General features: G+C 47.8%; 27 protein-coding genes. 10 read left to right on the forward strand and 17 right to left on the reverse strand.

Annotated features, from left to right (window positions below):
* Positions 1 to 27 precede the first annotated feature (27 nt).
* A complete protein-coding gene (locus tag XMA127_RS07945) occupies positions 28 to 987 on the forward strand; it encodes an outer membrane protein assembly factor BamD (RefSeq protein WP_173499104.1) in 960 nt (319 codons plus the stop codon).
* Positions 988 to 1,073: 86 nt separating this feature from the next.
* Here XMA127_RS07945 and purL read toward each other — a convergent pair whose 3' ends face one another.
* Positions 1,074 to 4,976, reverse strand: coding sequence for a phosphoribosylformylglycinamidine synthase (gene purL, locus XMA127_RS07950; protein ID WP_173499105.1), 3,903 nt, complete (start codon positions 4,974 to 4,976; stop codon positions 1,074 to 1,076).
* 104 nt (positions 4,977 to 5,080) lie between these two features.
* Between purL and mltF the strand changes: the two genes are divergently transcribed.
* Positions 5,081 to 6,493 carry a membrane-bound lytic murein transglycosylase MltF gene (mltF, locus tag XMA127_RS07955; protein ID WP_173499106.1) on the forward strand — a complete coding sequence of 471 codons (1,413 nt, stop codon included), beginning with the start codon at positions 5,081 to 5,083 and terminating at the stop codon, positions 6,491 to 6,493.
* On the opposite strand, the gene tadA is transcribed toward mltF, so the two are convergent.
* The 12 genes from tadA to XMA127_RS08010 form a co-directional block, all read right to left on the reverse strand.
* On the reverse strand, positions 6,471 to 6,980 hold the full coding sequence (tadA, locus tag XMA127_RS07960; RefSeq protein WP_173499107.1) for a tRNA adenosine(34) deaminase TadA: 510 nt from the start codon (positions 6,978 to 6,980) through the stop codon (positions 6,471 to 6,473). The two genes, mltF and tadA, sit on opposite strands and share 23 nt — an antisense overlap.
* A 99-nt stretch (positions 6,981 to 7,079) precedes the next feature.
* Positions 7,080 to 7,382 carry a hypothetical protein gene (locus XMA127_RS07965; RefSeq protein WP_173499108.1) on the reverse strand — a complete coding sequence of 101 codons (303 nt, stop codon included), beginning with the start codon at positions 7,380 to 7,382 and terminating at the stop codon, positions 7,080 to 7,082.
* A 115-nt stretch (positions 7,383 to 7,497) separates the two neighbouring features.
* Positions 7,498 to 8,046: a hypothetical protein gene (locus XMA127_RS07970; protein WP_173499109.1), complete on the reverse strand. Its 549-nt coding sequence runs from the start codon at positions 8,044 to 8,046 to the stop codon at positions 7,498 to 7,500.
* A gap of 13 nt (positions 8,047 to 8,059) precedes the next feature.
* On the reverse strand, positions 8,060 to 8,626 hold the full coding sequence (locus XMA127_RS07975) for a hypothetical protein (RefSeq protein ID WP_173499110.1): 567 nt from the start codon (positions 8,624 to 8,626) through the stop codon (positions 8,060 to 8,062).
* Between the two features lie 20 nt (positions 8,627 to 8,646).
* Positions 8,647 to 9,192 carry an NnrU family protein gene (locus tag XMA127_RS07980; protein ID WP_173499111.1) on the reverse strand — a complete coding sequence of 182 codons (546 nt, stop codon included), beginning with the start codon at positions 9,190 to 9,192 and terminating at the stop codon, positions 8,647 to 8,649.
* A gap of 225 nt (positions 9,193 to 9,417) precedes the next feature.
* Entirely contained in the window at positions 9,418 to 9,876 is a 459-nt protein-coding gene (locus XMA127_RS07985) for a DUF6641 family protein (protein ID WP_371731523.1), read from the reverse strand.
* A gap of 184 nt (positions 9,877 to 10,060) precedes the next feature.
* A protein-coding gene (locus tag XMA127_RS07990; RefSeq protein ID WP_173499113.1) for an IS3 family transposase occupies positions 10,061 to 11,211 on the reverse strand; the annotation gives its coding sequence in 2 pieces (ribosomal slippage) (positions 10,061 to 10,977 and positions 10,977 to 11,211; 1,152 coding nt in all).
* A 53-nt stretch (positions 11,212 to 11,264) separates the two neighbouring features.
* Positions 11,265 to 11,792 carry an acyltransferase gene (locus XMA127_RS11765; protein ID WP_217362070.1) on the reverse strand — a complete coding sequence of 176 codons (528 nt, stop codon included), beginning with the start codon at positions 11,790 to 11,792 and terminating at the stop codon, positions 11,265 to 11,267.
* 72 nt (positions 11,793 to 11,864) lie between these two features.
* A complete protein-coding gene (locus tag XMA127_RS11770; RefSeq protein WP_217362071.1) occupies positions 11,865 to 12,284 on the reverse strand; it encodes an acyltransferase in 420 nt (139 codons plus the stop codon).
* A gap of 42 nt (positions 12,285 to 12,326) precedes the next feature.
* Positions 12,327 to 12,509, reverse strand: a complete 183-nt coding sequence (locus XMA127_RS08000) for an H-NS family nucleoid-associated regulatory protein (protein WP_008517902.1) — start codon at positions 12,507 to 12,509, stop codon at positions 12,327 to 12,329.
* A 196-nt stretch (positions 12,510 to 12,705) separates the two neighbouring features.
* On the reverse strand, positions 12,706 to 13,026 hold the full coding sequence (locus tag XMA127_RS08005) for a hypothetical protein (RefSeq protein WP_173499114.1): 321 nt from the start codon (positions 13,024 to 13,026) through the stop codon (positions 12,706 to 12,708).
* Positions 13,027 to 13,180: 154 nt separating this feature from the next.
* On the reverse strand, positions 13,181 to 13,495 hold the full coding sequence (locus XMA127_RS08010) for a DUF6626 family protein (protein ID WP_173499115.1): 315 nt from the start codon (positions 13,493 to 13,495) through the stop codon (positions 13,181 to 13,183).
* 688 nt (positions 13,496 to 14,183) lie between these two features.
* Here XMA127_RS08010 and XMA127_RS08015 point away from each other — a divergent pair.
* Positions 14,184 to 14,753 carry a site-specific integrase gene (locus tag XMA127_RS08015; RefSeq protein WP_173499116.1) on the forward strand — a complete coding sequence of 190 codons (570 nt, stop codon included), beginning with the start codon at positions 14,184 to 14,186 and terminating at the stop codon, positions 14,751 to 14,753.
* On the opposite strand, the gene XMA127_RS08020 is transcribed toward XMA127_RS08015, so the two are convergent.
* From XMA127_RS08020 to guaB, 3 genes are all read right to left on the reverse strand, one after another.
* Positions 14,750 to 15,892 (reverse strand): site-specific integrase, encoded by a 1,143-nt coding sequence (locus XMA127_RS08020; RefSeq protein WP_217362072.1) that lies wholly within the window; start codon positions 15,890 to 15,892, stop codon positions 14,750 to 14,752. The genes XMA127_RS08015 and XMA127_RS08020 overlap by 4 nt on opposite strands.
* 256 nt (positions 15,893 to 16,148) lie before the next feature.
* Entirely contained in the window at positions 16,149 to 17,729 is a 1,581-nt protein-coding gene (gene guaA, locus XMA127_RS08025) for a glutamine-hydrolyzing GMP synthase (RefSeq protein ID WP_173499118.1), read from the reverse strand.
* A 90-nt stretch (positions 17,730 to 17,819) separates the two neighbouring features.
* Positions 17,820 to 19,289, reverse strand: a complete 1,470-nt coding sequence (gene guaB / locus XMA127_RS08030) for an IMP dehydrogenase (protein WP_173481199.1) — start codon at positions 19,287 to 19,289, stop codon at positions 17,820 to 17,822.
* 170 nt (positions 19,290 to 19,459) lie between these two features.
* Between guaB and xseA the strand changes: the two genes are divergently transcribed.
* The 4 genes from xseA to XMA127_RS08050 are packed head-to-tail and all read left to right on the forward strand — an operon-like array spanning position 19,460 to position 23,095.
* Positions 19,460 to 20,815: an exodeoxyribonuclease VII large subunit gene (gene xseA, locus XMA127_RS08035; protein WP_173481200.1), complete on the forward strand. Its 1,356-nt coding sequence runs from the start codon at positions 19,460 to 19,462 to the stop codon at positions 20,813 to 20,815.
* Positions 20,816 to 20,844: 29 nt separating this feature from the next.
* Complete coding sequence (locus tag XMA127_RS08040) at positions 20,845 to 21,657, forward strand: peptidoglycan DD-metalloendopeptidase family protein (protein WP_173499119.1); 813 nt, start codon at positions 20,845 to 20,847, stop codon at positions 21,655 to 21,657.
* A 49-nt stretch (positions 21,658 to 21,706) separates the two neighbouring features.
* Complete coding sequence (locus XMA127_RS08045; protein WP_173481202.1) at positions 21,707 to 22,333, forward strand: FKBP-type peptidyl-prolyl cis-trans isomerase; 627 nt, start codon at positions 21,707 to 21,709, stop codon at positions 22,331 to 22,333.
* Between the two features lie 3 nt (positions 22,334 to 22,336).
* Positions 22,337 to 23,095 (forward strand): alpha/beta fold hydrolase, encoded by a 759-nt coding sequence (locus tag XMA127_RS08050; protein ID WP_173499120.1) that lies wholly within the window; start codon positions 22,337 to 22,339, stop codon positions 23,093 to 23,095.
* Here the strand turns inward: XMA127_RS08050 and bioD are convergent.
* The gene (gene bioD / locus XMA127_RS08055; protein WP_173499121.1) at positions 23,084 to 23,746 is read right to left on the reverse strand and encodes a dethiobiotin synthase; all 663 of its coding nucleotides are present in this window, start codon (positions 23,744 to 23,746) and stop codon (positions 23,084 to 23,086) included. The genes XMA127_RS08050 and bioD overlap by 12 nt on opposite strands.
* A gap of 99 nt (positions 23,747 to 23,845) precedes the next feature.
* Between bioD and XMA127_RS08060 the strand changes: the two genes are divergently transcribed.
* The 3 genes from XMA127_RS08060 to tsaA are packed head-to-tail and all read left to right on the forward strand — an operon-like array spanning position 23,846 to position 26,105.
* Entirely contained in the window at positions 23,846 to 24,544 is a 699-nt protein-coding gene (locus XMA127_RS08060) for a ComF family protein (RefSeq protein WP_173481205.1), read from the forward strand.
* A 60-nt stretch (positions 24,545 to 24,604) separates the two neighbouring features.
* Positions 24,605 to 25,420, forward strand: a complete 816-nt coding sequence (locus XMA127_RS08065) for an SDR family oxidoreductase (RefSeq protein WP_173481206.1) — start codon at positions 24,605 to 24,607, stop codon at positions 25,418 to 25,420.
* Between the two features lie 4 nt (positions 25,421 to 25,424).
* The gene (tsaA, locus tag XMA127_RS08070; protein WP_173499122.1) at positions 25,425 to 26,105 is read left to right on the forward strand and encodes a tRNA (N6-threonylcarbamoyladenosine(37)-N6)-methyltransferase TrmO; all 681 of its coding nucleotides are present in this window, start codon (positions 25,425 to 25,427) and stop codon (positions 26,103 to 26,105) included.
* Positions 26,106 to 26,157 lie beyond the last annotated feature (52 nt).

The following is a 26,157-nucleotide window of genomic DNA, read 5'->3' on the forward strand; positions in this document are numbered from 1 at the left end:
CCGCTGTGCATAGATTAGGATGTCAACATGCGTTTTAACCGACTGATTCCCGCTCTTTTCGCTGCCACCCTACTGGTGGGTTGTAGTAGCAATGGGGAGAAAATAGAGCCCGATGTTCCAGAGGAGCAGCTCTATGAAGAGGCGCTAAGTGCAATTGATGCGGGCAATAATCAGCTCGCGATTGAGAAACTACAGCTTCTTGAAGCGCGCTACCCATTTGGCCGTTACTCCGAACAGTCACAGCTAGAGTTGATCTACGCACACTTTAGAATGAATCAAAACACCTCTGCTGCAGCCGCAGCTGATCGATTCATTCGTCTGCACCCTAATCACGACAACGTCGACTACGCCTACTACATGAAAGGGTTAAGCGCCTTTGAAGCGGAGCGCTCTTTCTTTGCTAAATACCTACCGATAGATGTGGCTCAGCGTGATCCAGGTGCCGCACGCGACTCCTTCGACAGTTTTACAACCTTGATCAACCGCTTCCCAGACAGCGAGTACGCAGCCGACGCGCAACGTCGTATGCAGTACCTCAAAAACCGTCTAGCCACCTACGAAATCCACGTCGCCCTCTACTACATGAAACGTCAGGCATGGTTAGCAGCCGCAAACCGTGGTCGTTACGTGGTTGAGAACCTGCAAGAGACTCCAGCAACACCGGATGCCTTGGCGATTATGGCAGAAGCTTACACTGAGCTTGGACTGACTGAGCTGGCTGCTGATGCGAGTACTGTCTTGGCCATCAACTTCCCTGACTACCAAGTACGCTCATTCAAAGCACCACGCAATGATCTGATCTACACAGCAAGCTTTGGCCTTCTCGGTGAAGGGACAGAACTGGCGGAGCCGATTCAACCAACCAGCTCACTGGCTCAACCGGTCCGTGCCGATGAAACGCCAGCAACAGAGGCGACTGACACATCAGAGCAGCCAGATGAGGAGCGTTCTCTATTCTATCGCATCACCTTCGGACTGTTCGAATAGTCAGAAATAGATAGAAGAAAGGCGACCAATGGGTCGCCTTTTTTATGCGTTCAACACTCTAAATTGAGTGGCTAACAGTGGGCAGCCTAGCCAACCCACTTACGTGCATTACGGAACATACGCATCCATGCACCATCTTCACTCCACTGATCTGGAGCCCAAGAGTTCTGTACGGCACGGAACACTCGCTCTGGGTGAGGCATCATGATGGTGACACGACCGTCGGCAGAGGTAACACCGGTAATACCCTCTGGCGAACCGTTCGGGTTCGCTGGGTAGTTCTGTGTCACATCACCGCGGTTATTCACATAACGCAACGCCACGGTACCTGAACCACTTAGATTAGCCAGATGCGACGCATCGGCAAATTCAGCGCGACCTTCGCCATGTGCAACAGCGATTGGCATACGCGAACCTTCCATACCCGCTAGGAACAGTGAGTTCGATTTCTGCACTTCAACCATCGCCACACGAGCTTCAAACTGCTCAGACTCATTGCGCACAAAGTGTGGCCACAGCTCAGCACCTGGAATCAGTTCGTGTAGATTAGAGAGCATCTGACAACCGTTACAGACACCCAGTGCGAAGCTGTCTTGGCGCTCGAAGAAGGCACTGAATTGATCACGCGCACGGTCATTAAACAGAACCGATTTCGCCCAACCTTCACCTGCTCCCAGTACGTCACCGTAAGAGAAACCACCACAAGCCACCAAACCTTTGAAGCGATCCAACTCAATACGACCAGCGAGGATGTCACTCATGTGGACATCAACCGTATTGAAGCCGGCACGATCAAACGCGGCAGCCATCTCAATCTGACCATTAACGCCCTGCTCACGCAGAACGGCCATCTCGGGACGAACGCCAGTAGAGATAAAGGGTGCCGCGATATCTTCATTCACATCGAACGAAAGATCAGCATTCAGACCAGGATCTTCAGCATCCAACAGCGCATCAAACTCTTGCTTAGCACAGTCTGAGTTATCACGCAGCGATTGCACCTGGTAAGAGGTCTCTGCCCACCAACGCTGCAGCGTTACTCGGCTCTCAGAGTAAACCTCTTCATCATCGAAGCTGATGTTCAGCAGATCATCTGGGTTCAAAGCACCGACCACTGATGCGATATCGCCGATACCGGCTGCATTCAACTCAGTCAGAACCTGCTCAGTATCTTCACGCTTAACCTGAACAACCGCACCTAGCTCTTCCGCGAACAGCGCTGCTGCAATTTCAGACTCATCAGACGCAAGGAGATCTAAACTCAGGTCAACACCTGTGCGACCGGCAAATGCCATCTCTGCGATGGTCGCAAAGAGACCACCGTCTGAACGGTCGTGGTAGGCCAACAGAAGTCCCTGCTCATTCAGACCTTGAATGGCGGCAAAGAAGGTCGCGAACTGATCCGCATCATCAAGATCTGGAACATCAGCGCCTACTTCGTTAAACACCTGCGCCAGCGCTGATAGGCCCAAGCGGTTTTTACCCTGCCCTAGATCTAACAAGATCAAATCCGTTTCGCCTTGATCGGTGCGAAGCTCAGGAGTCAGTACACGGCGAACGTCAGAGACGGGTGCAAAGCCAGAAATCACTAATGAGAGTGGCGATGTTACAGACTTCTGCTCATCAGCATCCTGCCATACAGTGCGCATCGACATAGAGTCTTTACCCACAGGAATCGTAATACCCAGTTCAGGACACAACTCCATACCTACCGCACGAACGGTATCGTACAGTTTCTCATCTTCACCTGGGTGACCTGCAGCACACATCCAGTTGGCTGACAGTTTTACATCACTTATAGCTTCAATTGGAGTGCCCGCAAGGTTGGTGAGTGTCTCACCAATCGCCATACGGCCGGACGCTGGGCCATCAACAACAGCTAGAGGTGTACGCTCACCCATCGCCATTGCTTCACCGGTGTATCCGACAAAACCGGTCGAGGTTACTGCACAGTCAGCAACGGGTACCTGCCAAGGACCGACCATCTGGTCACGAACAACTTGACCAGTAATCGAGCGGTCACCAATGGTGATCAAGAAAGATTTAGAAGCAACCGCTGGCAGCTTGAGTACACGCTCAATCGCTTCAGCCAGTTTAATGTTGCTGCTATCAAATGCAGGCACTTCGTACTGTGCACGAGTGACCGAACGGTGCATTTTAGGTGGTTTACCAAAGAGCACGCTCATCGGTAGATCCACCGGTTTGTTTTCAAAGTGTGTGTCGTTCAGAGTGAGGTGGTGATCTTCTGTCGCTTCACCAACGACAGCATAAGGACAACGTTCACGCTGACAGATCTCTTCAAAACGGGGCAGATCGGCCGGTTTAACCGACATCACGTAACGCTCTTGCGCTTCGTTACACCAGATCTCCAGCGGTGCCATTCCGGGCTCATCGTTGTTGACGTTACGTAACTGGAAGTAACCACCACGGCCACCGTCTTTTACCAACTCTGGGAATGCGTTCGAAAGACCACCCGCCCCTACATCGTGGATAAACTCGATTGGGTTGGCTTCACCTAGCTGCCAACAGCGGTCAATAACCTCCTGACAGCGACGCTCCATCTCTGGGTTACCACGTTGTACAGACGCAAAATCAAGATCGGCTGATGAACTGCCTGAACTCATTGATGAGGCAGCGCCACCGCCCAGACCGATCAACATTGCAGGCCCACCTAGGCAGATCAATTTAGAACCGACCTCGATCTCACCTTTTTCAACGTGGTCAGCACGGATATTACCCATACCACCGGCTAGCATGATCGGTTTGTGGTATCCACGCACCTCTTCACCGTTTGCGCCCGGTACCGACTGTTCAAAGGTACGGAAATAACCGTTCAGGTTTGGACGACCAAATTCGTTGTTGAACGCTGCACCGCCAATCGGACCTTCGATCATGATATCGAGTGGCGACACAATGCGTTCAGGCTTACCGTATGTCGATTCCCAAGGCTGTTCAAAACCAGGAATGTTTAGATCAGAGACAGTAAAGCCGGTTAAACCTGCTTTAGGTTTAGCACCACGACCTGTGGCGCCCTCGTCGCGAATTTCACCGCCAGATCCCGTTGCAGAACCCGAGAAAGGGGCAATCGCCGTTGGGTGGTTATGGGTCTCAACCTTCATCAGGATGTGTACAGGCTCATCATTGTAGCCGTACTGTTGAGACTCAGAGTTCGGGTAGAAACGCGGTGCCTGCCAACCTTCGATTACGGCTGCGTTATCTTTATACGCAGACAGTACTTTTTCACCGCCTAACTCATTGGTGTTCTTGATCATACCGAACAGAGATTTCTGCTGCGCTTCTCCATCGATATCCCAAGAGGCATTGAAGATCTTGTGACGACAGTGCTCTGAGTTCGCCTGTGCAAACATCATTAACTCTACGTCAGCTGGGTTACGACCTAGCTCTTTGAAGCTATCGACAAGGTAATCGATCTCATCTTCAGCCAGTGCCAGACCTAAGGTTTGGTTAGCGGTAGCCAGCGCTTCACGACCACCCCCTAGGATATCAACACGACCCATTTCACGTGGTTGCTCATGTCTAAATAACGCGTTTGCTTGCTCAAGATCACTCATGACCGCTTCAACCATGCGATCATGAAGCACGGCTTGAGCATCGCTCAACTCTTGCTCGCTGAGCTCTGAAGCACTCTCGACGTAAAACGCTGTACCACGCTCAATACGATCGATCGCATCCAAACCACAGTTGTGCACGATATCAGTCGCTTTAGAAGACCAAGGTGAAATAGTACCTGGACGAGGAACAACCAGAATAAGTTTGCCTTTGGGATCTTGCTGATCCGCTTTTGGCCCATATCGTAAGATACGCTCAAGAATTAAGTGTTTCTCAGAACTCAACTCAGAGTTCATATCGGCAAAGTGAACAAACTCCGCATAAAGTCCGGTAACTGACGGAACTTTTTGGCTAACAGCGTTAAAAAGCTTAGCGTGACGGAAGGCAGAAAGAGCTGGAGCTCCGCGCAAAACGAGCATGGTTTCAGAGGCCTCTTGGTGATCCTGCGAATCAGGCGTTGGAAAACGTGCAATTTTAGCGCAAACTGACGCAATTAGGGAGAGCTAGCAGCTAATCATTACGAATGTTTATCCTTCGACAAGCACCAAGATTAAGACCGTATATCTACACCGCCGGCATACTGTTTCTAGCGGTCTGGATTGTCTTGTCCAGCGTCAATCGTAAGCCTCTCATCGAACAGATCCAAGATAGAGGCTACCTTCGCGTTGTATCGCTTGCTGCGCCTCTAGCCACTCTCGATATTGACGGAAACCGCACCGGCTTCGAGTATCAACTGGCGACTAATTTTGCCGACTATTTAGGGGTCGGAATCGAATTCATCATTGCAAAAGATCACCAGCATGCATTTCAGGCACTGCGTGATCGGCGAGTCGATATTGCAGCGGCTAATTTACACCTAGCCCCTTCACGAGAATCAATGTACTACGCTCACCCCAGTTATAGGGGGAGTCGATCACTGGTCATATATAGAGAAACTCAAGGGTTTAAGCCTCCCAAATCACTCTCTGATATCAAAGAGGGTGAGATACTTGTACTGGACGGCAGCGCAGAAGCACTCCAGTTGCTGAGCATCAATCCTAGCGTTGAGGTTGAACTGCTTGAAGAGTTGAATCATTTAGATCTAATGACCCTGCTACAGAACAGGGAGGCAAGCTTCGCCATTGTTCCATCTGATCTTTTTAGCCGAGTAAAGAGTTATCATCCTGAACTCGCCATAGCCTTTGAGCTTGAAACTGACACACCTGCCGTTTGGTACTCACTCAAGAGCGAGGATCAAACCTTAAATTTGGCAGTTAAAGATTGGCAAGACAGACCCGCAACCGATGCTCTGATTGGCCAGCTTAATCGAGATTCATACCCCCCCAAGAATCCACTTAATTTTGTCGAGACTCACGCCTTTCGCTTAGCGTTAGAAGAGCGCTACGAACCATTAAACCCCTTCTTCATTAAAGCTGGAGCACTTGTCGAAATTGACCATCACATCCTGGCCGCTGTGGGCTACCAAGAGTCACACTGGGATGAGGACGCTGTCTCAAACACAGGGGTTCGCGGCATCATGATGCTGACGCAAGCGACTGCTGAAGAGGTGGGAGTGGACGATAGAACAGACCCTCAAGAGAGCATTCTTGGGGGTGCAAAATACCTTCGAAAAATGGAAGAGAAAATTCCTGATCGAATCCCAGAGCCGGAACGACTTTGGTTAGCGATGGCTGGATATAATGTCGGCTTTGGGCACCTAGAAGACGCCCGCATTCTGACTCAACGTGGCGGCAAGAATGCTGACAAATGGGAAGATGTAGCGCAGTTTTTACCACTGCTTGAAGATCCAGAGATTGCAGCCAACACCCGTCACGGTGAAGCTCGAGGCAGCGAGCCCGTTACCTATGTAAATAACATTCAAAAATATACGCAGATCATTGAACCGTTCAGGCGCTTGAACCAAAACCGCACTATTAAGCTTGAGCCTCTGGATTAGAAGTCTCATCATAGCTATCCAGCTTAGCTTGTCGCTTCTCCTCTCTGCGACGAGCAAAGAAGTCACTGATCATTGATGAACACTCATCAGCCAACACCCCACCTTGTACTTCGACTCTGTGATTAAGCCAAGGCTGATCAAAAAAGTGAGTTTGGCTGGTCGCCACTCCCGCCTTGGGCTCCAATGCACCGTACACCAATCGTTTAATTCGTGAGTGCACAATAGCCCCAGCACACATAGAACAGGGTTCGATCGTGACATAGAGTGTTGCATCAACTAGGCGATAGTTCTCAAGACGATTAGCGGCATCCCTGAGCGCTTGGATCTCTGCATGTGCTGATGGATCACAGCCGCTGATCGGACGGTTAAAGCCACAACCGATGACTTGATCATCAAGGACAACTATTGCGCCCACAGGCACTTCGTTGTGCTCACCCGCCTGCGCCGCTAGCTCAAGCGCCTTCCTCATCCAATACTGATCGTCCACATTACGTCCTAAGTTTTAAAAACCTATGGTAACCCGCCCCCAAAAAACAAAAAAGCCGCACAGTATGCAGCTTTTATGTATGTTTGGGTTGAGTAGTAATTACTCAGCTTTCAACTGGTAAGTGGAGCTACGAGGCCCCTCTACTCGCTTGATCAGTTTAACATCTTCAAGTTTCTTAAGTGACTTAAAGAACTGCGAACGAGACACCTTAATCCCTTTTGCAAGGGCTGAATCTGCAAACACATCATAGCTCAATGATGCCTTAGCGGTGTTCTGATCAGCCACTTCCCAAAGCATGTTCAACACCTGACGATCAGAGTCGGTCAACGAATCTAACCCCAGCTCTTTTGAGGTTGAATCAATTAACTTGATTAACCCTAGGTAAAATTTCAAAGTGCTCATGGATACTTCCTTATAATTATTGCGAACTTTAGTCGCTTATATCTATTGTAGCAGACTTAATAAGACGGGTGACAATACAGCTAAAAAAATTAAAAAAACTGGTCTGACCAGATGGTCAGGTATCTGTTTTAAGTCGATTCACCAGAGTCGACTTAAACAATAATAGTAGCGAGAGAATAGCCACAGTCCCCAACAAGTCGCCAACGATAAACCTAAAGGAGAGCCAACCTGTAGACTCTTCGGTAAATATAAGAGTGTGCAGCAGCGCATTAAAGAGAGAAGCAACAAACGAGACGGCCATCACCAACCGAAACAGTGCCACTTTGCTCTCATCTACAATAGGTATGGCTGAGAATAGCGGGGACATACGGTTAAAGTTCCAGACCACCAGAGGAATAAACATTACCAAGGTGCTAACAGCTGCATCCAGTACAATCGAAGGCGTGGGAACAGACCAAATGATGTAAGCCAACAGATGAGCAGAAAAAATCGGCAATAACGCTCTGTAACCGGCCAACACAACCGCAATCGCTTTTAGACCATGAGGCAGATAGAGAACACTGGCCCCTGAGGCAGGCAGAAGGTAAGCCTCTAGAGGAAAGACCACTTCGTATTGAACCGTTAGGGAGAGAGCTAGCAGAACAAACAGTATGATTTGTAGCAAAACAGCCCCCTTCTTAACGCCCTTTAAGCAACCACTTAGACCCAATCAACCACAAAACAAGAGTGGTTAACACACCCAGAATATCACCTAAGAGGTAACGAAATGCCAGCAGAGAGACACCCGATTCACTGTACCAAGCCGCGTTCAGCAGAGCATTCATGAGTGCAGCAATCAATGCAACAGAAAATACTAAACGGGAGACTTGTGCATAAGAGACCAAACCTTTGTCAGAGCCTAACACTCCAGACAACAGAGGGCGTTGCGATACATAGTTAAACATCAACATTGGAATGAGCAAAACCAGTGTGCTGACCGAAAAAGAGAACAACAACCGCTCTCCTTCAACTCCAACAAGCAGATCAGTCGATAGATGAGCAAACGCAATGGCGATCGAAACGACTGGCCCCAAAAGGACAATTAACAGCGCCTTCACCCCATGTGGAAGAAATAGAAGACTGGCGGGGCCTTCTGACCAGTTTGACAAAAGCACCGCCTCTGCAGGCCAAATGAACTGAAACTGAAGCAGCATAGAAACCATTATCAACAGATAACTCATTAATAACAGCTTCAAATGATTCATCCCTAAACCTTCAGTAAAGATTAACCAAATACTGGGTAGCCCAGTTTCATATGAGCCATGGCAATAGCGCCAAATAGAACAGCCGTGACGATGGCGGCAATCAACTCACGAACAAGACTGGTTGGTCGCTTTTCTAGCTCATGCTTACCCGCTTTATTAATCAGTATCACGCTGATCACGGCCCAAGCAAGCAGGCCACCAAACAGAACAAACGACGCACTGTCACCATTAACCATCAAGTGCGCAATTGCCCAGGCTTTAACTGCGCTCAGTTGCAGATGGCGCACACGATTTGCCAAGGCACTTTTAACGACTGAAACGACCATTAGGTAGACAGCCAGCAGCATCAACAGGTTATTGATTCCCACCATCGCTGGATTACGACCCCAATAGTGAGTCGTCTCAACTTGCTGATAACCAAACACCATCATTAACACTGAGATCAGAATCGCAACAGCGACCAAGCCTTTTCCGAGATTGCCTAAAGAGGCTCTAAAAGCGGGTGCTATTCGCTTAAGAAGGTGTGCAAGCGACCAAAGAAAAACACCTGAACTTAGAAGAAACATCGATTATTCCCACTCAGTAGTAACGTTAATAATTTCCTGTTTAATATCAATCATTTACTACCTCATAATAGTTAGCGTGTAAGTAATGTGTAACTCCACCACTACTTTGCACGTTTTATTTGCGCTTGTGCAACTATTGCAATTCAATAGTTTACGCAATCCCTTGTTGCACATTGTAAGACGAAGAACGTGCTTTAACCAAACACGTTCTTCTGTTCTTTCTGTTCACTTGTTCTTTTGTGTCACTCGTCTGCCAAACTGCGCTTGTTGTTCAATAAGAGTGTCTAACTCACCATTTTCTGCAGCTTCACGAACCTTAGCTAGCACATCTGCAACCTCTGCTTCAGCAGCTAGTTCGATTGCATTCTTACCTTTTGCAAACTCTAAAGGCTTACTGCCATAGCGCACTACAAGATTTATCTTTCTATCAACACTAGCAGTCCACCAACGCTTAACACGTTTAGCAACTTCAACTTTGCGTTGGTTGCCATGTTCGTCAGTAACCCACTTGTGTTGCGTAGGTGTGTAGTCTTTATTTGCTGCAAGTTGGATTTGTTCATCAATCTTTGCAATCAGCTTGCGACGACGAACAGCGATAGGGTTGTTGTTTTGAAGTGGATTAAAAGCAACGAAATTCAGTGTATCAAGTACAGTCATAACAGCCTCCTTATTAGCTAAAAGCATTGTGCTTTCAGAGCCTTAGGGGTGTCATCCGAATTTTGTTCAAATCTCATTCATATAGAATTATGATTGTTGTATCGCGATAAAGGATGGAGAACATAGCTATGAGCTTGAATATGTTAGTTGCCCAAATAGAACAAGAAATTCAAAGTATTTACAAACAGCATCCTGGCAAGCCCCTAGTTTCCTAGACAACCGCTAGCTTTTCTAAATACCGTTTTTCATACTGAACTGGAGATAGCCCATCGTTGTTCCCGTGGCGACGTTTTGGGTTATAGAACAGCTCAATGTAATTAAAAATATCAGCTCTCGCATCGTTGCGAGTATGATAGATTTTCCGTTTGATCCTTTCACTTTTCAGATTAGAGAAAAAGCTCTCTGCAACCGCATTATCGTGACAGTTACCACGTCGGCTCATGCTAGCTTCAAGCTTGTGATCTTTTAAAAACGTCCGCCAGTCGCTACTTGTATATTGAACACCTTGGTCTGAGTGAATAAGGACATTTTCTGCTGGTTGCCTGCGCCATATAGCCATCATCAGAGCATCAATGACCAACTCTGCGCGCGGATTGTTCTTCATGCTCCATCCGATGACTTGTCGGTTAAATAGATCTAACACAATCGCCAGATACAGCCAGCCTTCATGTGTTCTGATATAGGTAAAATCAGTGACCCATGCCTTGTCAGGGGCGTCCACTTCGAACTCGCGCGCAAGGGTGTTCGGAACTACGAGACTCAAGTCACCGCCGCTAAAGCCTCTGTGCTTCTTGTAACCTCGTTGTGAGCGAATATCGTTCTGACGCATGATCCGATGAACTCTGTTCTTCCCAACGCTTTCGCGATCGTCCTTTAGATCTTTAGTGATGTTTCTATAGCCATAAGAAAAGCCACTCTCCGCCCAGAACTGCTTAATCTTTTGCAGAAGCCTCTTATCCTCTTTAGCACGCTGAGATTCAGGCTGCTTAAGCCAGGCGTAGAAACCACTGCGATTTACTTTAAGCACGCGACACATCGCTGAAACAGAGAACTTCTTGAGTCGTGATTTTATGAACGCGTATCTTTCCTTGACTCGGCTGCAAAGAACGCGGCGGCCTCCTTTAAGATATCTCTCTCTTCAGTGACTCGTCTTAGCTCGGCTTTGAGCTTCCTAAGCTCTTCTTGTTGATCATTGATCGTATGATGTTGTGAGCTCGACGACCCATATTTCTTGACCCAATTGCGTAATGCAGGTTCTGAAACTCCAAGTCGACTAGCAACTTCACTAAGTTTGTAATTGCGCTCAGTGACCTGTTTGGTCGCTTCGATCTTGAACTCTTCGGTGTAACGTTTTGCACTCATGGATGATCACCTCTTGTTAGGCGTTATTCTAACGCTAACAGGTGTCTACAATACTAGGGGCTTGCCAGATTTCTGTTTCTAAAAGGCTTTTCAACGTACCTCCAACTGAAGTACGCGAGTACTAGAGAAGTTAAACTTAAATGTGACATAAGTAGCAATGAAGGATGCTCAAACGAACGGATTCGTGCGAAGGCAAATAATGGCTGATGCCAAAGGTAAGCTGAGTAACTAATTAAACCAATTCCAACCAAACCTTTAGTGCTAAGTAACTTCGCAACGATTGTTTCTTTCTCTGCGTATAAAATTATCAGTGCCACGCCAAGTACTGGCACTAATGCATACACGCTAGGAAAGGGCGTAGCCTCATCGTAGAAGAAAATTGAAAACAAGATTGCTGCTAAACCAACAAGAGCTAAGGGATTATTTTTTTGAACACCTTTCTTTTGAACAACAAACGCAGCTATTGAGCCAGCGAACAACTCCCAAGCACGTGTCGGCGCTAGATAAAAGTTCGCCGTAGCTTTGTTGCGCCAACCCCACTCACTTAGAAGTAAACTGATTGCAGCCATCACTACAATCATCCAAAACACTCTGTTCTTACCAAAGCGCCAAGCTAAAATTAAGAAAATAGGAAATATTACATAGTACTGTTCTTAAACAGCGAGACTCCATGTATGCAGTAAAGGTTTTTCTTCTGCTGCTGCTGCAAAGTATCCACTCTCTCGCCAAAACAAGATGTTTGATGCAAACAAACTTACGGCGATAAGACTTTGTGAAAAGTCTTTCATTTGGCTTGGTAACATCCACACCCAAGCAAAAGGTATGCACACAAGCATTACAAAAAAAAGTGCTGGAAGTATTCGTCTTGCACGTCTTTCGTAGAAGTTAACGATACTAAAACGCTTGTTCTCTATGTCTTCAATAAGGATTGTTGTAATCAAGTAGCCACTGATTACAAAGAATACATCTACGCCAACAAACCCCCCACTAAACAATTCAAATCCAGCGTGGAATAGAATAACTGGGACAACAGCAAGTGCTCGCAAGCCGTCAATTTCAGCGCGATATTTCAAGTTAACAATCCTTTAAGTGAAGTTTAGGCGATAAAGTAAAGGTTACTTGTCTTTAGCTTTTCTGCCTTCAGCTAACGAGCCTTTCAACATGCCAGCAGTAAATCCAAACTCTTTGCAAAGACGCTTTACTTCCTTCAGTGCGTTAGCACGTTCGTTCTTCTTTGCTTCAACCATTTGCTGCTGAATTGCTTCCATTTCAGCTTTTAACTCGTCATAAGATTTCATCTCACACCTCCGTTGGTTATGTGTCAGTCTTATATTATAGATTTGTTAAGGGGATGAACAGCACGTTTTTTCTACGCTTGCTGTAGTGCAGTGAATTTAAGGTGAGAGTATTTGCACAGCGTCTCACTATGCCAGTCAGTCATTGTGTCAACCATACAGTCAAACAGCTAAAAACCATGCACTTTTGACTGGTTTCTTAACGTTTGTCTCTGTCGTCTTGTTGATTTGGTAACGGTGGTTGTGGACGAATAGGCGTAAAGTCTGTTCGTTCTGTGTCTTTTGGCGTCGTCTGCTGCTGTGGTTCTTGCTTGACTATCTTTGTCTTTGGAACAGCTACAGAACGTGTAACAGTCTTTGTTTCTGGTTTTGCCATCTTCTTTGCAAGTGCTACAACACTGCTGCTTGTACCTAGCATCAACTCAAGTGCTGCCCACTTTGTCTCGTCGTCTACACGTTCAATTTCGCTGCGTATGGCGTTCAATGCTTGCTGTATGTCTTGTAATGCACTCTTGTTCATACTGTTATTTAGCAACTAGCAGAATGGGGTGATGTAAAATCACCACCGCAACGACAAAAGTACTCCACCGCAGAAAACCGCAGCACGAAAATTTACTGCTTAAAACCCAATTTCGGATGACGCGGTAGTTGGCTTGAAGCTACAGTGCTATTTGTCAAACTCTCACCTCGTCTTTCCACCACCCCACAGCATCACTGTTTATCTGTTTGTGACACTGTTCGCTCAGCTCAATAAAACGCTTTCCTAGCTGCGTATGGCGTTCTGTCGCCGTCATACAGCGTCCGTAGTGCTGTAATTTGCTTGCACATATAGCTAACGTACCCACGCTTGGTTTAACACGCTTAAAACGCAGCGTACGCATGTAGCACTCGCTTCTACACAACCAATCTTTGCTAAATTCGCTTTCGCTACTCACAGCACCAATCTGCTGCAATAACTCAAATACTTCGTTTAGAACCGTTTTCCGCATGAAATTTTCCTCAGTTGATAAATAACAATATGCATAGCTTGTAAGTGTTGCTGTGTATTTATCTGCACACAGTGCCCAACTCAAAGACATCGAGTTTGCCAACGAAGGTTGTAGCCAACAGATTTTGTCAGCACACGCAGTGTTCTAGCAGAGACACTCAAAAGCGGTAGCTTCGTAATCGCTATATAAAACAAGACGCATGATAAGTCTGTGGATGATGGAACTGCAGAAGCTGCGTAGCACACTGTGTAATGCTACGTAGTTGCGTTGGTACTTAGGCAAGTAAACGGTAATAGCCCAACCATACCGAAACTTAGCAGCAGCTAAGAAGGCTTGTTACACAGTGGCTGATAAGCAACTCAAATGAGACGCTTGTAGCTGTTAGAAGGCTGCTTAAGCCTTCTTATGGCTAAACACAATCTAAATGAGCCACATCAATAACGATAAGAAAATAATACGCAGTGCTGTATGTGATTGAGCGAATGCGAAAGAACAAACGGCACAAGTAGTGTTAGCGAAGCTGACACTCAAACAGCAATTAGAATAAGTAAGAAAATTGTGCTTATCTTACATTTCCACATAAGTCTTTGATGTATGGAAGGAATTATATGAGCACTTATTGGTTGCTCAAATAGAACCTCAGAAAATACGCTGTATGTACGAAAACATTACATTTAGGTGGTGACATATGGCACAAGCAAAGACACTTAGCAAAACAGAACTCAAGCAACTAATAGACGTAACAAATTCGTGCAGTCGTTATCCACTGCGTGATAGCACGATGCTGCTGTTTACGCATTTGTGTGGTTTACGTGTTGGAGAGGTAGCTGCACTGCGCTTTGATGACGTGCTGGACGCAAACGACACTGTACGAGACGAAATGACACTTGATGCAGCACGTACTAAGTCAAAACGAGCACGTAAGATATTTCTACCAAAGCAAATGCAGCGTCAGTTACAAGCGTACGTTAACAGCGTTTCTAAGCATCCGCAGCACGGTTATTTGTTCTCTACACAAAAGAGTGTGCGATTTAGTGCAAACACTGCTACACAGCATCTACAACGCTTGTATGCACGTGCTGGAATTTCTGGCGCTACGTCACACAGTGGAAGACGTACTTGGTTAACCACGCTAAGTCAGAAAGGTGTGAGTGTGTTTGTGTTAGCTGATATGGCTGGACATAGAAGCATACAGACAACACAGCGTTACGTAACAGTTAATGATGAGATGAAGAGAAACGCTGCTGAGTTGATTTAGAGAACTTCAATAGTGCCATCTTCTCTACGTCTGTAGTCAGCTACAGCGTTGGTTAAACGTATTTCGTCATTCAAGTGATAATACGTCTTTTCAATCTGTGCCACGCTAGTGCCACACATATCTGCTATTTGTCTAAACGTTAAGCCACTCATAATACGTTGCGTAATCATAAAGTGACGTAAGCTGTAGGGTACTAAGTCACGCACTTCCCTATCAGCTATATCAGCTAACTCAATCATCTTGTGGAAGTGGTATAGCAGCGTACGCTTGCTTAGTTCGTTTTCGTTATCAACTGTAAAGATTAACTCGTCAGCTGTTTTAGGTTTAGATATTTCACGCAAGCGTTCAAAGTACTGTCCATTACGACACAAGAAGGTGCGACTTGTACGCACTTTACTTGTCTCTGCACGAACATGGATACGTGCTAGCTTTTGTTCTTCGCCATTCACTTTATGACGTTCAATCTGCACATCACTCCAACGTAGCTGTCGCTGCTCACCAACACGCAACCCACTGTTAGCTGCGATTAGAACGTAGTGCTGCACGATTTTTCGCACTCTTAGTTCTGCATCATCTAGCTTGTTATGCTTGGCAGTATAAGTGCGCATAGCACGATACAGTGCTTCGTATTCATCGTTAGTCAGTGTTGCACGACGAATAGCTTCATTGCCTTTGTCTAAGCGTGGCAGCTTCTTAAAGTCAAAGCCATCTATGTGTGTTTCGCCATTCTTATGTAGCCACTTCATTAGCGCATTAATTGTGCTTTGTTCGTTTTGAACTGTGACTTGTTTGACGTTGCCGTTGGTGGCTTTGTGGCGATGGTAGAAGTAGTTTTCGCAGTCAGTGCGTTCTAGTTCTTTCAGCTTAGTGTCCTTGCCAATGAAGCTAAGAAAGTGCTGTAAGTGTGTTGCGATGGTTGTGTGTCGTCCTTTGACTATGTGTCCAAGTTCAACGTCTCGCATACGAAAGCTAAGATACTTCTCCACACCTTCTTTTGTGGTTATGGAGAAGTAGGATTTGCCTTGCTGTAGATTAGCGTAAATCTCTAAGTACGCAGCTTTACCCTTTTCAATTGCAGTAGCTTCACTGCGTGTACGTAGGCTTTTACGTGCGTACTTATTTTCTTTTGGCAACCACATACGAAACTGCCAATACTCACCTCGCTTGTATATACAAGCTTCGTCAAATATTGGTATTTCGCCTTCAGCAAAGTGCTGTTTCTTCAGTGCCAAATCTTAGTCTCTGAGTTACTACGAGTTTCAGTAGTCACACGTTTGTGCAACATTTTGTGTAACTGTATGAAAAAAGACTAAGGAAATCAACGATTGATTTCTGAATGTGAAAGTAATGTGTAAGTAACTAATTCAATAAAATCAAATACTTACACTTAAATAACTACTCCCACTCAATGGTTGCTGGTGGTTTGCTCGAGACATCGTATGTCACACGAGAGACCTGCGGAATTTCATTGATAATGCGGCTAGAGACCGTCTCCAGCAGCTCGTAAGGCAGGTGTGCCCAGCGAGCGGTCATGAAGTCGATCGTTTCAACGGCACGAATCGCAATCACCCATTCATAACGGCGGCCATCACCCACAACCCCTACCGACTTAACAGGTAGGAATACGGCAAAGGCTTGGCTCGTTTTATGGTACCAATCCGCTTTGTGCAGCTCTTCGATAAAAATTGCATCCGCTTCACGAAGAATGTCGGCATACTCTTTCTTAACTTCACCCAAAATACGAACCCCCAAACCAGGACCTGGGAAGGGGTGACGGTAGACCATATCGTATGGAAGACCCAGTTCAAGACCGATCTTGCGAACTTCGTCTTTAAACAGCTCACGCAGTGGCTCAACCAACTCAAATGCCATATCTTCAGGCAGACCACCTACGTTATGGTGCGACTTGATCACATGCGCTTTGCCCGTCTTCGAGGCAGCCGACTCAATCACATCAGGGTAGATGGTGCCCTGAGCCAAGAAACGACACTCAGTTAATTTAGCCGCCTCATCATCAAATACTTCGATGAACGTATTACCGATAATCTTACGCTTTTTCTCAGGATCCGCTTCACCTTTAAGACGACCCAAGAAGAGATCTTCAGAATCAGAACGAATAACACGAACACCCATGTTGTTCGCAAACATCTCCATGACCTGATCGCCTTCGTTTTTACGAAGAAGACCGTTATCGACAAAGACACAGGTCAACTTATCGCCGATCGCTTTATGCAGAAGCGCAGCAACCACAGAGGAGTCCACACCACCCGATAGGCCCAGCAATACTTTATTGTCACCCACCTGAGCTTGAACACGCTCAACCAGATCCGCAATGATATTGGCCGGTGTCCAAAGTGCTTCAGTACCACAGATGTCACGCACGAAGCGCTCAAGAATACGCAGTCCCTGCTTAGTGTGAGTCACCTCTGGGTGGAACTGCACGCCATAAAGCTGACGAGCAGGATCACACATAGCGGCAACGGGTGCTGATTCAGTCGCGGCGATGATTGAGAAGCCCTCAGGTAACTCCACGACCTTATCGCCATGACTCATCCAGACATCCAACGACATGACACCGTTATTGGCCATGTGGTCTTCGATGCCTTCCAGCAGGCGACTGGCGTTATCCATCAAACGGACACGTGCATAACCGAACTCACGCTCATCCGATGAAGCCACTTTACCGCCTAGCTGCTCCGCCATGGTCTGCATGCCGTAACAGATACCCAAAACCGGAAGACCTAGATCGAAAACAACCTGTGGGGCACGTGGCGAATCCAACTCCGTCACAGACTCAGGTCCACCAGCCAGGATGATACCTTTTGGATTGAAGGCACGAATATCGGCTTCGTCCATATCCCAAGCATAGATCTCAGAGTAGACGCCGATTTCACGAACACGACGTGCGATCAACTGGGTGTACTGCGATCCAAAATCTAGAATAAGTATGCGTTGCGAATGGATATCTTGGCTCATTTCTTTCTGATTCCAACTGCGGGCAAGCTGCCCTTAAAACTAAAAATGGGGCAACCTGAGTTACCCCACTGAAATTCTAACTATCGAGTCTTAACCGACGCGGTAGTTTGGTGCCTCTTTCGTAATACTGACATCGTGCACGTGGCTCTCGCTCATACCTGCATTAGTGATGCGAACAAACTCTGGTTTAGTGCGCATGGTATCGATATCGCCTGAACCGGTGTAACCCATAGAAGCGCGAAGACCACCCATTAACTGGTGCACAACACCGGCCAATGGACCCTTCGAAGGGACACGACCTTCAATGCCTTCTGGGACAAGCTTATCTTCACCCGCTTTCGCATCTTGGAAGTAGCGGTCTGAAGAGCCCGTTGATCCTGACATCGCACCTAACGAACCCATACCACGGTATGACTTGAATGCGCGGCCTTGGAACAGTTCAACTTCACCTGGTGCTTCATCAGTACCGGCAAGCATAGAACCCACCATAACGGCAGAGGCACCGGCCACAATCGCTTTAGAGATATCACCAGAGAAACGGATACCACCGTCAGCAATCAGAGGCACGCCACGCTCAGCCATCGCCGCAGCCACATTGGCTACCGCACTGATCTGTGGCACACCGATACCTGCGACGATACGTGTCGTACAGATAGAACCAGGGCCGATACCTACTTTAACGCCGTCAGCACCCGCATCCGCTAACGCGATGGCAGCATCTGCTGTTGCGATGTTACCGCCGATCACCTGTACATCTGGGAAGTTCTGTTTAACCCAACGAACACGATCAATAACACCTTTTGAGTGACCGTGTGCCGTATCAACAACAATGACATCGGCACCCGCTTCAGCCAGTGCTGCAACGCGAGCTTCTGTATCCGCACCAGTACCTACCGCAGCACCTACCAGTAGACGACCGCGAGAATCTTTAGCCGCATTAGGGTAAGCCTGCGCCTTGTTCATATCTTTAACCGTCACCATACCGGTCAGTTGGTACTGCTCGTTTACGGTTAGAAGTTTCTCGATACGGTGTTTACGCAGAAGGTCAGAGATCTCTTTGTGAGTCGCATCTTCACCCACCGTCACTAGACGCTCTTTGGGTGTCATGATGTTAGAGACTGGGGTGTCTAGGTTCTCTTCAAAGCGAACATCACGGCTAGTGACGATACCAACCAGGTCGCCGTTCTCAACAACAGGAAAACCAGAGAAGCCCACTTCACGAGACAGCGCGATGATTTCACGAACCGTTGTAGTCGGCTGACAAGTGACTGGATCAGTAACAACACCCGCCTCGAACTTTTTCACTCGGCGAACATTTTCAGCCTGCTGTTCGATGGTTAAGTTTTTATGAATGATGCCGATACCACCCTCTTGCGCCATAGCAATCGCAAGACGAGATTCAGTCACGGTATCCATCGCCGCAGAAACCAGTGGGATGTTGAGTTCGATACCCTTGGTCAGACGTGTTTTCAAACTAACGGCGTTAGGCAACACTTCTGAATAAGCGGGAACGAGAAGTACATCATCAAAGGTCAAAGCCTCTTCAACAATTCGTAACATTCTAAAAAACCTGTCTAAATGGGCAAAAAATTAGCCCAATACATTACTAAAATTCGCCTTTTTTATCAATCTAAAGTCGCAGTAAATAGCGGCATTTTTCACCCTTTTTTCTGCGCCGCACAATAGGATTTTTTCTGTTAAAAAGAAGCAACAACCGCTAGCATGACCGGATGAATGTTCAAACCTCTTCAAATCGAACAGCCATCGCAGTTAGCGAACTGAACAAGCAGGTAAAATCGCTGTTGGAGAACTCGTTTCTTTCGATCAGGGTCGTTGGCGAAATCAGCAACTTAGCCAAGCCAAGCTCTGGCCACTGGTACTTCACCCTTAAAGATCAGAAAGCTCAGGTTCGCTGCGCCATGTTCCGTGGTAACAATTTGCGGGTGAACTTTGCCCCCAAGGAGGGTGACCAGGTGGTTGTCACCGGACGCGTGAGTCTTTACGAAGGGCGTGGCGACTATCAGATGATCTGTAGCGCTATGGAGCAAGATGGCCAAGGGCAACTCCAAGTCCTATTCGAAAAACTAAAGCTAAAACTGCAAGCGCAAGGGCTATTTGAAGCGGACCGCAAAAAACCGATCCCTGAACACCCTAAATGCATAGGCGTGATCACCTCCCCCACTGGAGCAGCGATTCACGACATCTTGACGGTACTCAAACGTCGCTACCCTGGACTACCCGTCAGACTTTACCCAACGGCGGTTCAAGGCAATGAAGCCACTGGGCAAATTGTTAAGGCGATTGAACTGGCAAACCGCGAAGGGATCGCGGATGTACTCATTGTGGGTCGCGGTGGCGGTTCGCTTGAAGATCTCTGGCCCTTTAACGAAGAGGTCGTTGCGCTCAGTCTAGCCAACTCAAACATCCCGACCGTTTCGGCGGTCGGGCACGAAGTCGACTTCTCCATCGCCGACATGGTGGCGGATTTAAGAGCCCCTACTCCGTCAGCAGCAGCCGAATTACTCAGCCCCAATGGCGCAGAGATATTAGCCAACATCAATCGAGCTGAGCGCGCTCTTAAACAGCGGTTTGATTGGTTATTGTCAGCAAAACAGGCACAGTTAAAGAGCCTACAACAGCGGCTTAGACACCCCGGAGAGCGTATCCGCGAACAGGTTCAGCGTAGTGACGAATTGGAGCTGAGACTGCACAGCGCGATGAACCGATTGATGCGCGACAAACGCAGCCAACTCAATCAGAACCAAAGCCAGCTTAGTCGTCTCAATCCGAGTAGAACTCTTACTGCTCATCAGGAACAGGTTAAACAACTGATGAGTCGGTTAGAGAGTCTTACGAAGAGTAAAATTGATCGACGAAAGCTGGAGCTGGCTGAAAAGGTGGGCCGCCTTCAGGCCATTAGCCCGCTAGCGACGCTTGAGCGTGGCTATGCATTGGCGACGACTGATCAGCACGAGGTGATACGCGATTCACGCCAAGTTAAGGCCGGGCAGAGTATCAATATTCGACTGCAAAAAGGCTCCATCACATCAACGGTTACAGATATCCACACCGAAACCAACGATTGATAAGCACACTAATAATTAAGGGAGAGAGTATGCGATTACCCCTGTTTCTGATGACACTGTCACTGGCTCTATTCAGCCTAACTGCAAAAGCACTGCCCACAGAGTCTCGTGTACCGGGCGGTATCGCCATCGTAGACCTAGGCCTGCCCAGCAGCGAACCTGCACCTGAAGTGACGTATGACGGTTACCGAGTGATGGTTGTCGATCAAGAGGGACAGTGGACTGCCGTTGCCGGCATTAGCCTTAAGGCAACCGTTGGCAAAGCACAGGAGCTCAAATTCAGTGGCAAGACTCTAACCTTTCAATTAGACGATAAAGCCTATCCAGAACAGCGTTTGAAGATTAAGCAGCGTAAATACGTCGAACCCGACCCCAAACAGGTTGCACGTTGGAAACGAGAGTCGGCTGAGCAAAAGAGCGCCTACAAACTGTTTACCAAAAGCGAAGACCCAATACTGACTTTGGCTATGCCTGCTGAAGGCCCCTACTCCAGCGCCTTTGGACTTAAACGTTTTTTCAATGATCAGCCTCGTGCACCCCACTCTGGACTGGACATTGCTGCACCCGATCGATCACCGATTAAAGCAGCGGCTAAAGGCAAAGTAACCGCCGTAGGAGATTACTTCTTCAATGGCAATACCGTGATCATCGACCATGGCCATGGCCTATCCACCATGTACTGCCACATGAGCAAAATTGACGTTAAAGTCGGTGATCAAGTCGATCTGGGACAACAGATCGGTCTGGTAGGTGCCACCGGACGAGTGACGGGACCCCACCTACACTGGGGCGTGAGTCTGAATAACCAACGCGTAGACCCACTGCTATTCGTTCAACAGTAACGAATATGTTACCCTGCGCGCCGTTCTTAAACGAAACATTTGGATAATCATGAGCGACATTACATTAGAAACAATTGAACAGCGCGCCAGCTACGGCATTGGTCGTCAGATGGGTGACCAACTGGCACAAAACGGTTTTGACGGCGTAGACATCAACGCAGTTGCCTTTGGCCTTAAAGCCTCTTTCGCCGGCGAAGCGATGCACGTAGAACCAGAAGATCTACAAGCGGCATTCAACGAGCTGACTGAACGCCTACGCGCTAAACAAGAAGCAGAAGCCAAAGAGAAAGCGGCTGCTGGCCAACAGTTCCTAGACGACAACGCAAAGCGTGATGAAGTAACGGTGACTGAATCGGGTCTGCAATACGAAATCCTATCAGCAGGTGATGCGGATGCTGAAAAGCCAACAACGGCTAACAAAGTACGCGTTCACTACCACGGCACATTCACAGACGGTTCTGTCTTCGACAGCTCTGTCGAGCGCGGTCAACCGATCGAATTCCCCGTAACAGGTGTAATCGCAGGTTGGACTGAAGCCCTTCAGTTGATGCCTAAAGGCTCTAAATGGCGCCTATTTATCCCTTACAACCTAGCCTACGGTGCGCAAGGTTCTCCGGGCGGCATCCCTCCTTACTCAACGCTTCTATTTGACGTTGAGCTACTGGACGTTCTGTAAGCGATGAGCTTGCACTTTCATCGAAGCGGTTCTGGTGAACCGCTTTTGATGTTACACGGCCTATTCGGCAGCTGGGAAAATCTTGGCGGTCCCATCAAAGCACTGCAACAGCAGTTTGATGTCATCGCTCCCGACATGCTGAACCATGGCCGCTCTCCTCAGGTTGATCAGTTTAACTACAGCACCTTTGCAGACTCCGTCCTGGCACTGGCCGACCAACTTGGGTTGCAGCAATTTAATCTATTGGGGCACTCTATGGGCGGAAAGATCGCCATGGAGCTGGCACTGAATAATCCCGAACGAGTCTCACGATTAATCGTGGTTGATATTGCTCCCGTGCAATACCCTCACCACCACACCGATGTGTTCAAAGGGCTAAAACAGGTCCCACTGAACGAGATCAAAAGCCGAACCGAGGCTGATCAACACCTAAGTCATCACATTGACAATGCTAGTATTCGAGCCTTTCTTCTGAAGAACCTCTATCGCACAGAGGCTGGGTTTGATTGGCGAATGAACATAGAGGCACTTGAGCGCGAGTATGATCAGATCGCCAGCCCAATGAGTGAGGGGGAATACCTAGGCCCAACTCTTTTCATCAAAGGCAGCGAATCAGACTACATCAAGCCTGAATACCAAAACGAGGTGGTTAAACGCTTCCCCAAAGTTCAACTCAGAATCATCGAGGGGACTGGGCACTGGCCACACGCAGAGAAGCCTGCGCTTTTTACAAAGATTGTTGAGCGGTTTTTACACTCCTAGCGGCGCCCAATCCAACTGATCTGACCCACCCTCTTCGCTAGCGAGAGAACCTAAATAAGGCGCTGGAACCACTCGGCTCAGCCACTCGATTACTCGTTCATCAGAGTCACTCTCGGACGGCGACACGACCCAGCCGGCTAAAGCGAGACCATCGCGACGAATCGCTTCGACGGTTAATAAGGTCTGATTGATCGCATTCTCATTTAGACTGACGACCAATATCACTGAAAAGCCAAGCGCCTGTGCGACGCTAGCCATCGACTCACGATCATTGATGGGCGCCCGCCATCCACTGACTCCCTCGACCAATGCCAGGTTGACCGAACGCATCAGTGCACCGCTCATGTAGGCTTTAATTCGATCAGCACTCATTCTAACGTCCGCCATCTCAGCAGCAATGTGTGGCGAAGCATTTGCGGCTAGCGAGAAAGGATTCACCTGAAGATAGGAGAGCTCAATGGAGGAGCACGCCATTAAATTCAGCGCCTCTTGGCTCTTTAACTCTCCATCCACTTCACTGCAGCCAGTCGCAACGGGCTTAAGACCCAGAGAGCTAAACCCTTTCTGATTAGCCTGCTTTAAAAGCGCACAACTGAATTCATTGACGGGTGAAGAGACCTCAGTGCCCGTCACAAAAAAACGCTGCTTCATACCGCGCACTGCCCCTTTCAGATTAAGTTTGAGCGACTATTTTACAGAGTTAAAAACGCTGACTAAACTAAATTTATCATAGGCAAGGAGGCCAGACTGATGTTTCAGATAGAGTCGATCGTTGAGTGGCTATTTGACTCAGCAAAATGTCCATTATGCAGACTAAGCAAACCGTTCAATGAGCCACTCTGTTTGGGTTGCTTTGCAGACCTTGCTAAAAACAGCACCCCCTGCCAGGTCTGCGCTTACCCTCTTAATCAACCAGACGAATCCTGCCCAGACTGCTATGGCGAGTGGTTTCATTTTGATACCGCACAATCACCACTGATCTACCAGTTCCCCATGCGAGAGCTATTCCAGAAGATCAAACAGGGAAAGAATCCAGAGCCCCTTTTCTGGATGAGCCAGCTGCTGGCAAAGCAGATCGATCTCTCTCGATTCGGCACCCAACCCACACTGATACCGATACCCAGTCACCCAATCGATTGTGCACTGCGTGGCTTTAATCAAGCGGAGATCATTGCCCAACATTTGAGTCGCTATTTAAAGCTCCCCCTTGATCGACAATCCCTTCAAAAAAAGCGTCGAACAGACCATCAAGCCTCACTCAATCGTGCAGAACGTAAAACCAATTTAGGTTCGACCTTCTACTGCAATCAGCCAGCGCCCAGTCACGTCCTATTGATCGATGATATTCATACCACCGGGACCACCTTTGACCGAGCATCTGAAGCACTCAAAGCAGCGGGTACGGTTTACATTGAAGCGATTAGTATTTGTAGAACGCCAGGACGATAAGACTTTTCACAAACCTTTCTTAACAGTATGGTGATGTCAGTATCAAACTAGGACAGATTGATGAACCGTATCGATGGAAAAGTAGCAATCATTACAGGCAGCACTCAAGGCTTGGGCGCAGCCATCGCACACCAATTTGCCCAAGCAGGCGCAGCAGGAATTGTTATCACCGGCCGCAACCAGATCAGAGGCAAACAGGTCTCTTCAGAGATCGCGGAACAGTATGGCATTAAAACCCATTTTGTTGCGGCTGAACTCGATCAAATAGACCAGGTTCGCAACATTGTGGCCGAGACCGATCAGCAGTTTGGACGGGTTGATCTATTGGTGAATGCGGCAGGATTAACGGATAGAGGCAACCTACTGACGACCTCTCCAGAACTGTTCGATCAAATGTTCGCCATCAACACAAAGGCGCCCTTCTTTCTCATGCAAGAGAGTGTCAAAGTGATGATTCGCGAGAAGATCAAAGGAGCCATCATCAACATTGGATCGATGTCAGAACATGCCGGACAACCTTTTCTATCCCCCTACTGCGCATCAAAAGGTGCCTTGGCGACACTCACCAGAAACTCTGGCTATGCCCTGTTAAGAAACCAAATTCGCGTCAATCAGCTCGATATAGGCTGGATGAACTCTGATCACGAGCGAGAGCTGATCGCTCAAGAGACGGGGGATGATTCATTTATTGATCGGAAAGCAGCCACCCTTCCGGCAGGCAGAATTCTTCAGACTGATGAGGTCGCTAAAGCGGTGCTATGGATGGCTTCAGAGGACAGCGGCATGATGACGGGATCCGTCATTCAGTTCGATCAAACCATTTGGGGGGCCTACGATGACGCTGCCGTTCCTGATAGACCGATTGAAGAGATGTAACTGAATGCACAGTATTGAACCGATCGGTTTCATCAAAACACCATTCAAAGAGAAGTTTGGCGCACCGCGCCAGCCTGGCCTTGCGCCCTCCGCGCAAGCTGTATTGGAGCTAGTCTCACCCTACAACGACCCTGATGCCGTTAGGGGGTTAGAGCACTGCTCTCACGTTTGGCTGATTTTTCAGTTCAGTGAGAACCTGAATGCCGGCTGGAAGCCTTTAACTCGACCACCCCGCCTAGGTGGCAACGAGAAGCTAGGCGTGTTTGCCACACGCAGCACACATCGCCCCAACGCCATGGGGTTATCGGTTGTGAAACTCGACTCAATCAATACAAACCAAGGGGTTCACCTGAATCTGTCCGGTATCGACCTTGTCGATGGCACTCCGGTCTTTGATATCAAACCCTACATCCCCTACTCCGACGCGCTGCCAGATGCCGTTTACCCCGGCATGGAACAGCCCGAACCCTTGCAACAACCTATTCAATTTTCTGAACAGGCCTTAGAGGTTATCTCTAAAGAGCCACAACTATCGACACTCATTGAAGAGGTTCTAAGGCAAGACCCTAGACCCGCCTTTCACTCTGATGAGACACGTATTTACGGAATCAGTTTGGAGCGCTTCAACATTCAGTTTTCGATCAGTAGCGACCTAATAGAGGTTTTATCAATTGATCAATCTTAATGTTGCCATTAAGGTTAGCCCTTATATTAGATCCATCTAATTTCACAGGATT

The organism is Marinobacterium sp. xm-a-127, from assembly GCF_013283425.1.
Lineage (GTDB): Bacteria > Pseudomonadota > Gammaproteobacteria > Pseudomonadales > Balneatricaceae > Marinobacterium_E.

Coding starts and splice junctions, on each gene's coding strand:
- XMA127_RS08000 (WP_008517902.1), bottom strand. CDS start 12,509: ATGAAATCTTATGACGAGTTAAAAGCTGAAATGGAAGCAATTCAGCAG.
- tsaA (WP_173499122.1), top strand. CDS start 25,425: ATGCACAGTATTGAACCGATCGGTTTCATCAAAACACCATTCAAAGAG.
- XMA127_RS07985 (WP_371731523.1), bottom strand. CDS start 9,876: ATGCTTTTAGCTAATAAGGAGGCTGTTATGACTGTACTTGATACACTG.
- xseA (WP_173481200.1), top strand. CDS start 19,460: ATGAATGTTCAAACCTCTTCAAATCGAACAGCCATCGCAGTTAGCGAA.
- XMA127_RS08060 (WP_173481205.1), top strand. CDS start 23,846: ATGTTTCAGATAGAGTCGATCGTTGAGTGGCTATTTGACTCAGCAAAA.
- XMA127_RS08015 (WP_173499116.1), top strand. CDS start 14,184: ATGGCACAAGCAAAGACACTTAGCAAAACAGAACTCAAGCAACTAATA.
- XMA127_RS08020 (WP_217362072.1), bottom strand. CDS start 15,892: ATGTGGTTGCCAAAAGAAAATAAGTACGCACGTAAAAGCCTACGTACA.
- bioD (WP_173499121.1), bottom strand. CDS start 23,746: ATGAAGCAGCGTTTTTTTGTGACGGGCACTGAGGTCTCTTCACCCGTC.
- purL (WP_173499105.1), bottom strand. CDS start 4,976: ATGCTCGTTTTGCGCGGAGCTCCAGCTCTTTCTGCCTTCCGTCACGCT.
- XMA127_RS07975 (WP_173499110.1), bottom strand. CDS start 8,626: ATGAATCATTTGAAGCTGTTATTAATGAGTTATCTGTTGATAATGGTT.
- mltF (WP_173499106.1), top strand. CDS start 5,081: ATGTTTATCCTTCGACAAGCACCAAGATTAAGACCGTATATCTACACC.
- guaA (WP_173499118.1), bottom strand. CDS start 17,729: ATGAGCCAAGATATCCATTCGCAACGCATACTTATTCTAGATTTTGGA.
- XMA127_RS08005 (WP_173499114.1), bottom strand. CDS start 13,026: ATGAACAAGAGTGCATTACAAGACATACAGCAAGCATTGAACGCCATA.
- XMA127_RS08010 (WP_173499115.1), bottom strand. CDS start 13,495: ATGCGGAAAACGGTTCTAAACGAAGTATTTGAGTTATTGCAGCAGATT.
- XMA127_RS08045 (WP_173481202.1), top strand. CDS start 21,707: ATGAGCGACATTACATTAGAAACAATTGAACAGCGCGCCAGCTACGGC.
- guaB (WP_173481199.1), bottom strand. CDS start 19,289: ATGTTACGAATTGTTGAAGAGGCTTTGACCTTTGATGATGTACTTCTC.
- XMA127_RS08050 (WP_173499120.1), top strand. CDS start 22,337: ATGAGCTTGCACTTTCATCGAAGCGGTTCTGGTGAACCGCTTTTGATG.
- XMA127_RS11765 (WP_217362070.1), bottom strand. CDS start 11,792: ATGATTGTAGTGATGGCTGCAATCAGTTTACTTCTAAGTGAGTGGGGT.
- XMA127_RS07945 (WP_173499104.1), top strand. CDS start 28: ATGCGTTTTAACCGACTGATTCCCGCTCTTTTCGCTGCCACCCTACTG.
- XMA127_RS07965 (WP_173499108.1), bottom strand. CDS start 7,382: ATGAGCACTTTGAAATTTTACCTAGGGTTAATCAAGTTAATTGATTCA.
- XMA127_RS07980 (WP_173499111.1), bottom strand. CDS start 9,192: ATGTTTCTTCTAAGTTCAGGTGTTTTTCTTTGGTCGCTTGCACACCTT.
- XMA127_RS08065 (WP_173481206.1), top strand. CDS start 24,605: ATGAACCGTATCGATGGAAAAGTAGCAATCATTACAGGCAGCACTCAA.
- XMA127_RS08040 (WP_173499119.1), top strand. CDS start 20,845: ATGCGATTACCCCTGTTTCTGATGACACTGTCACTGGCTCTATTCAGC.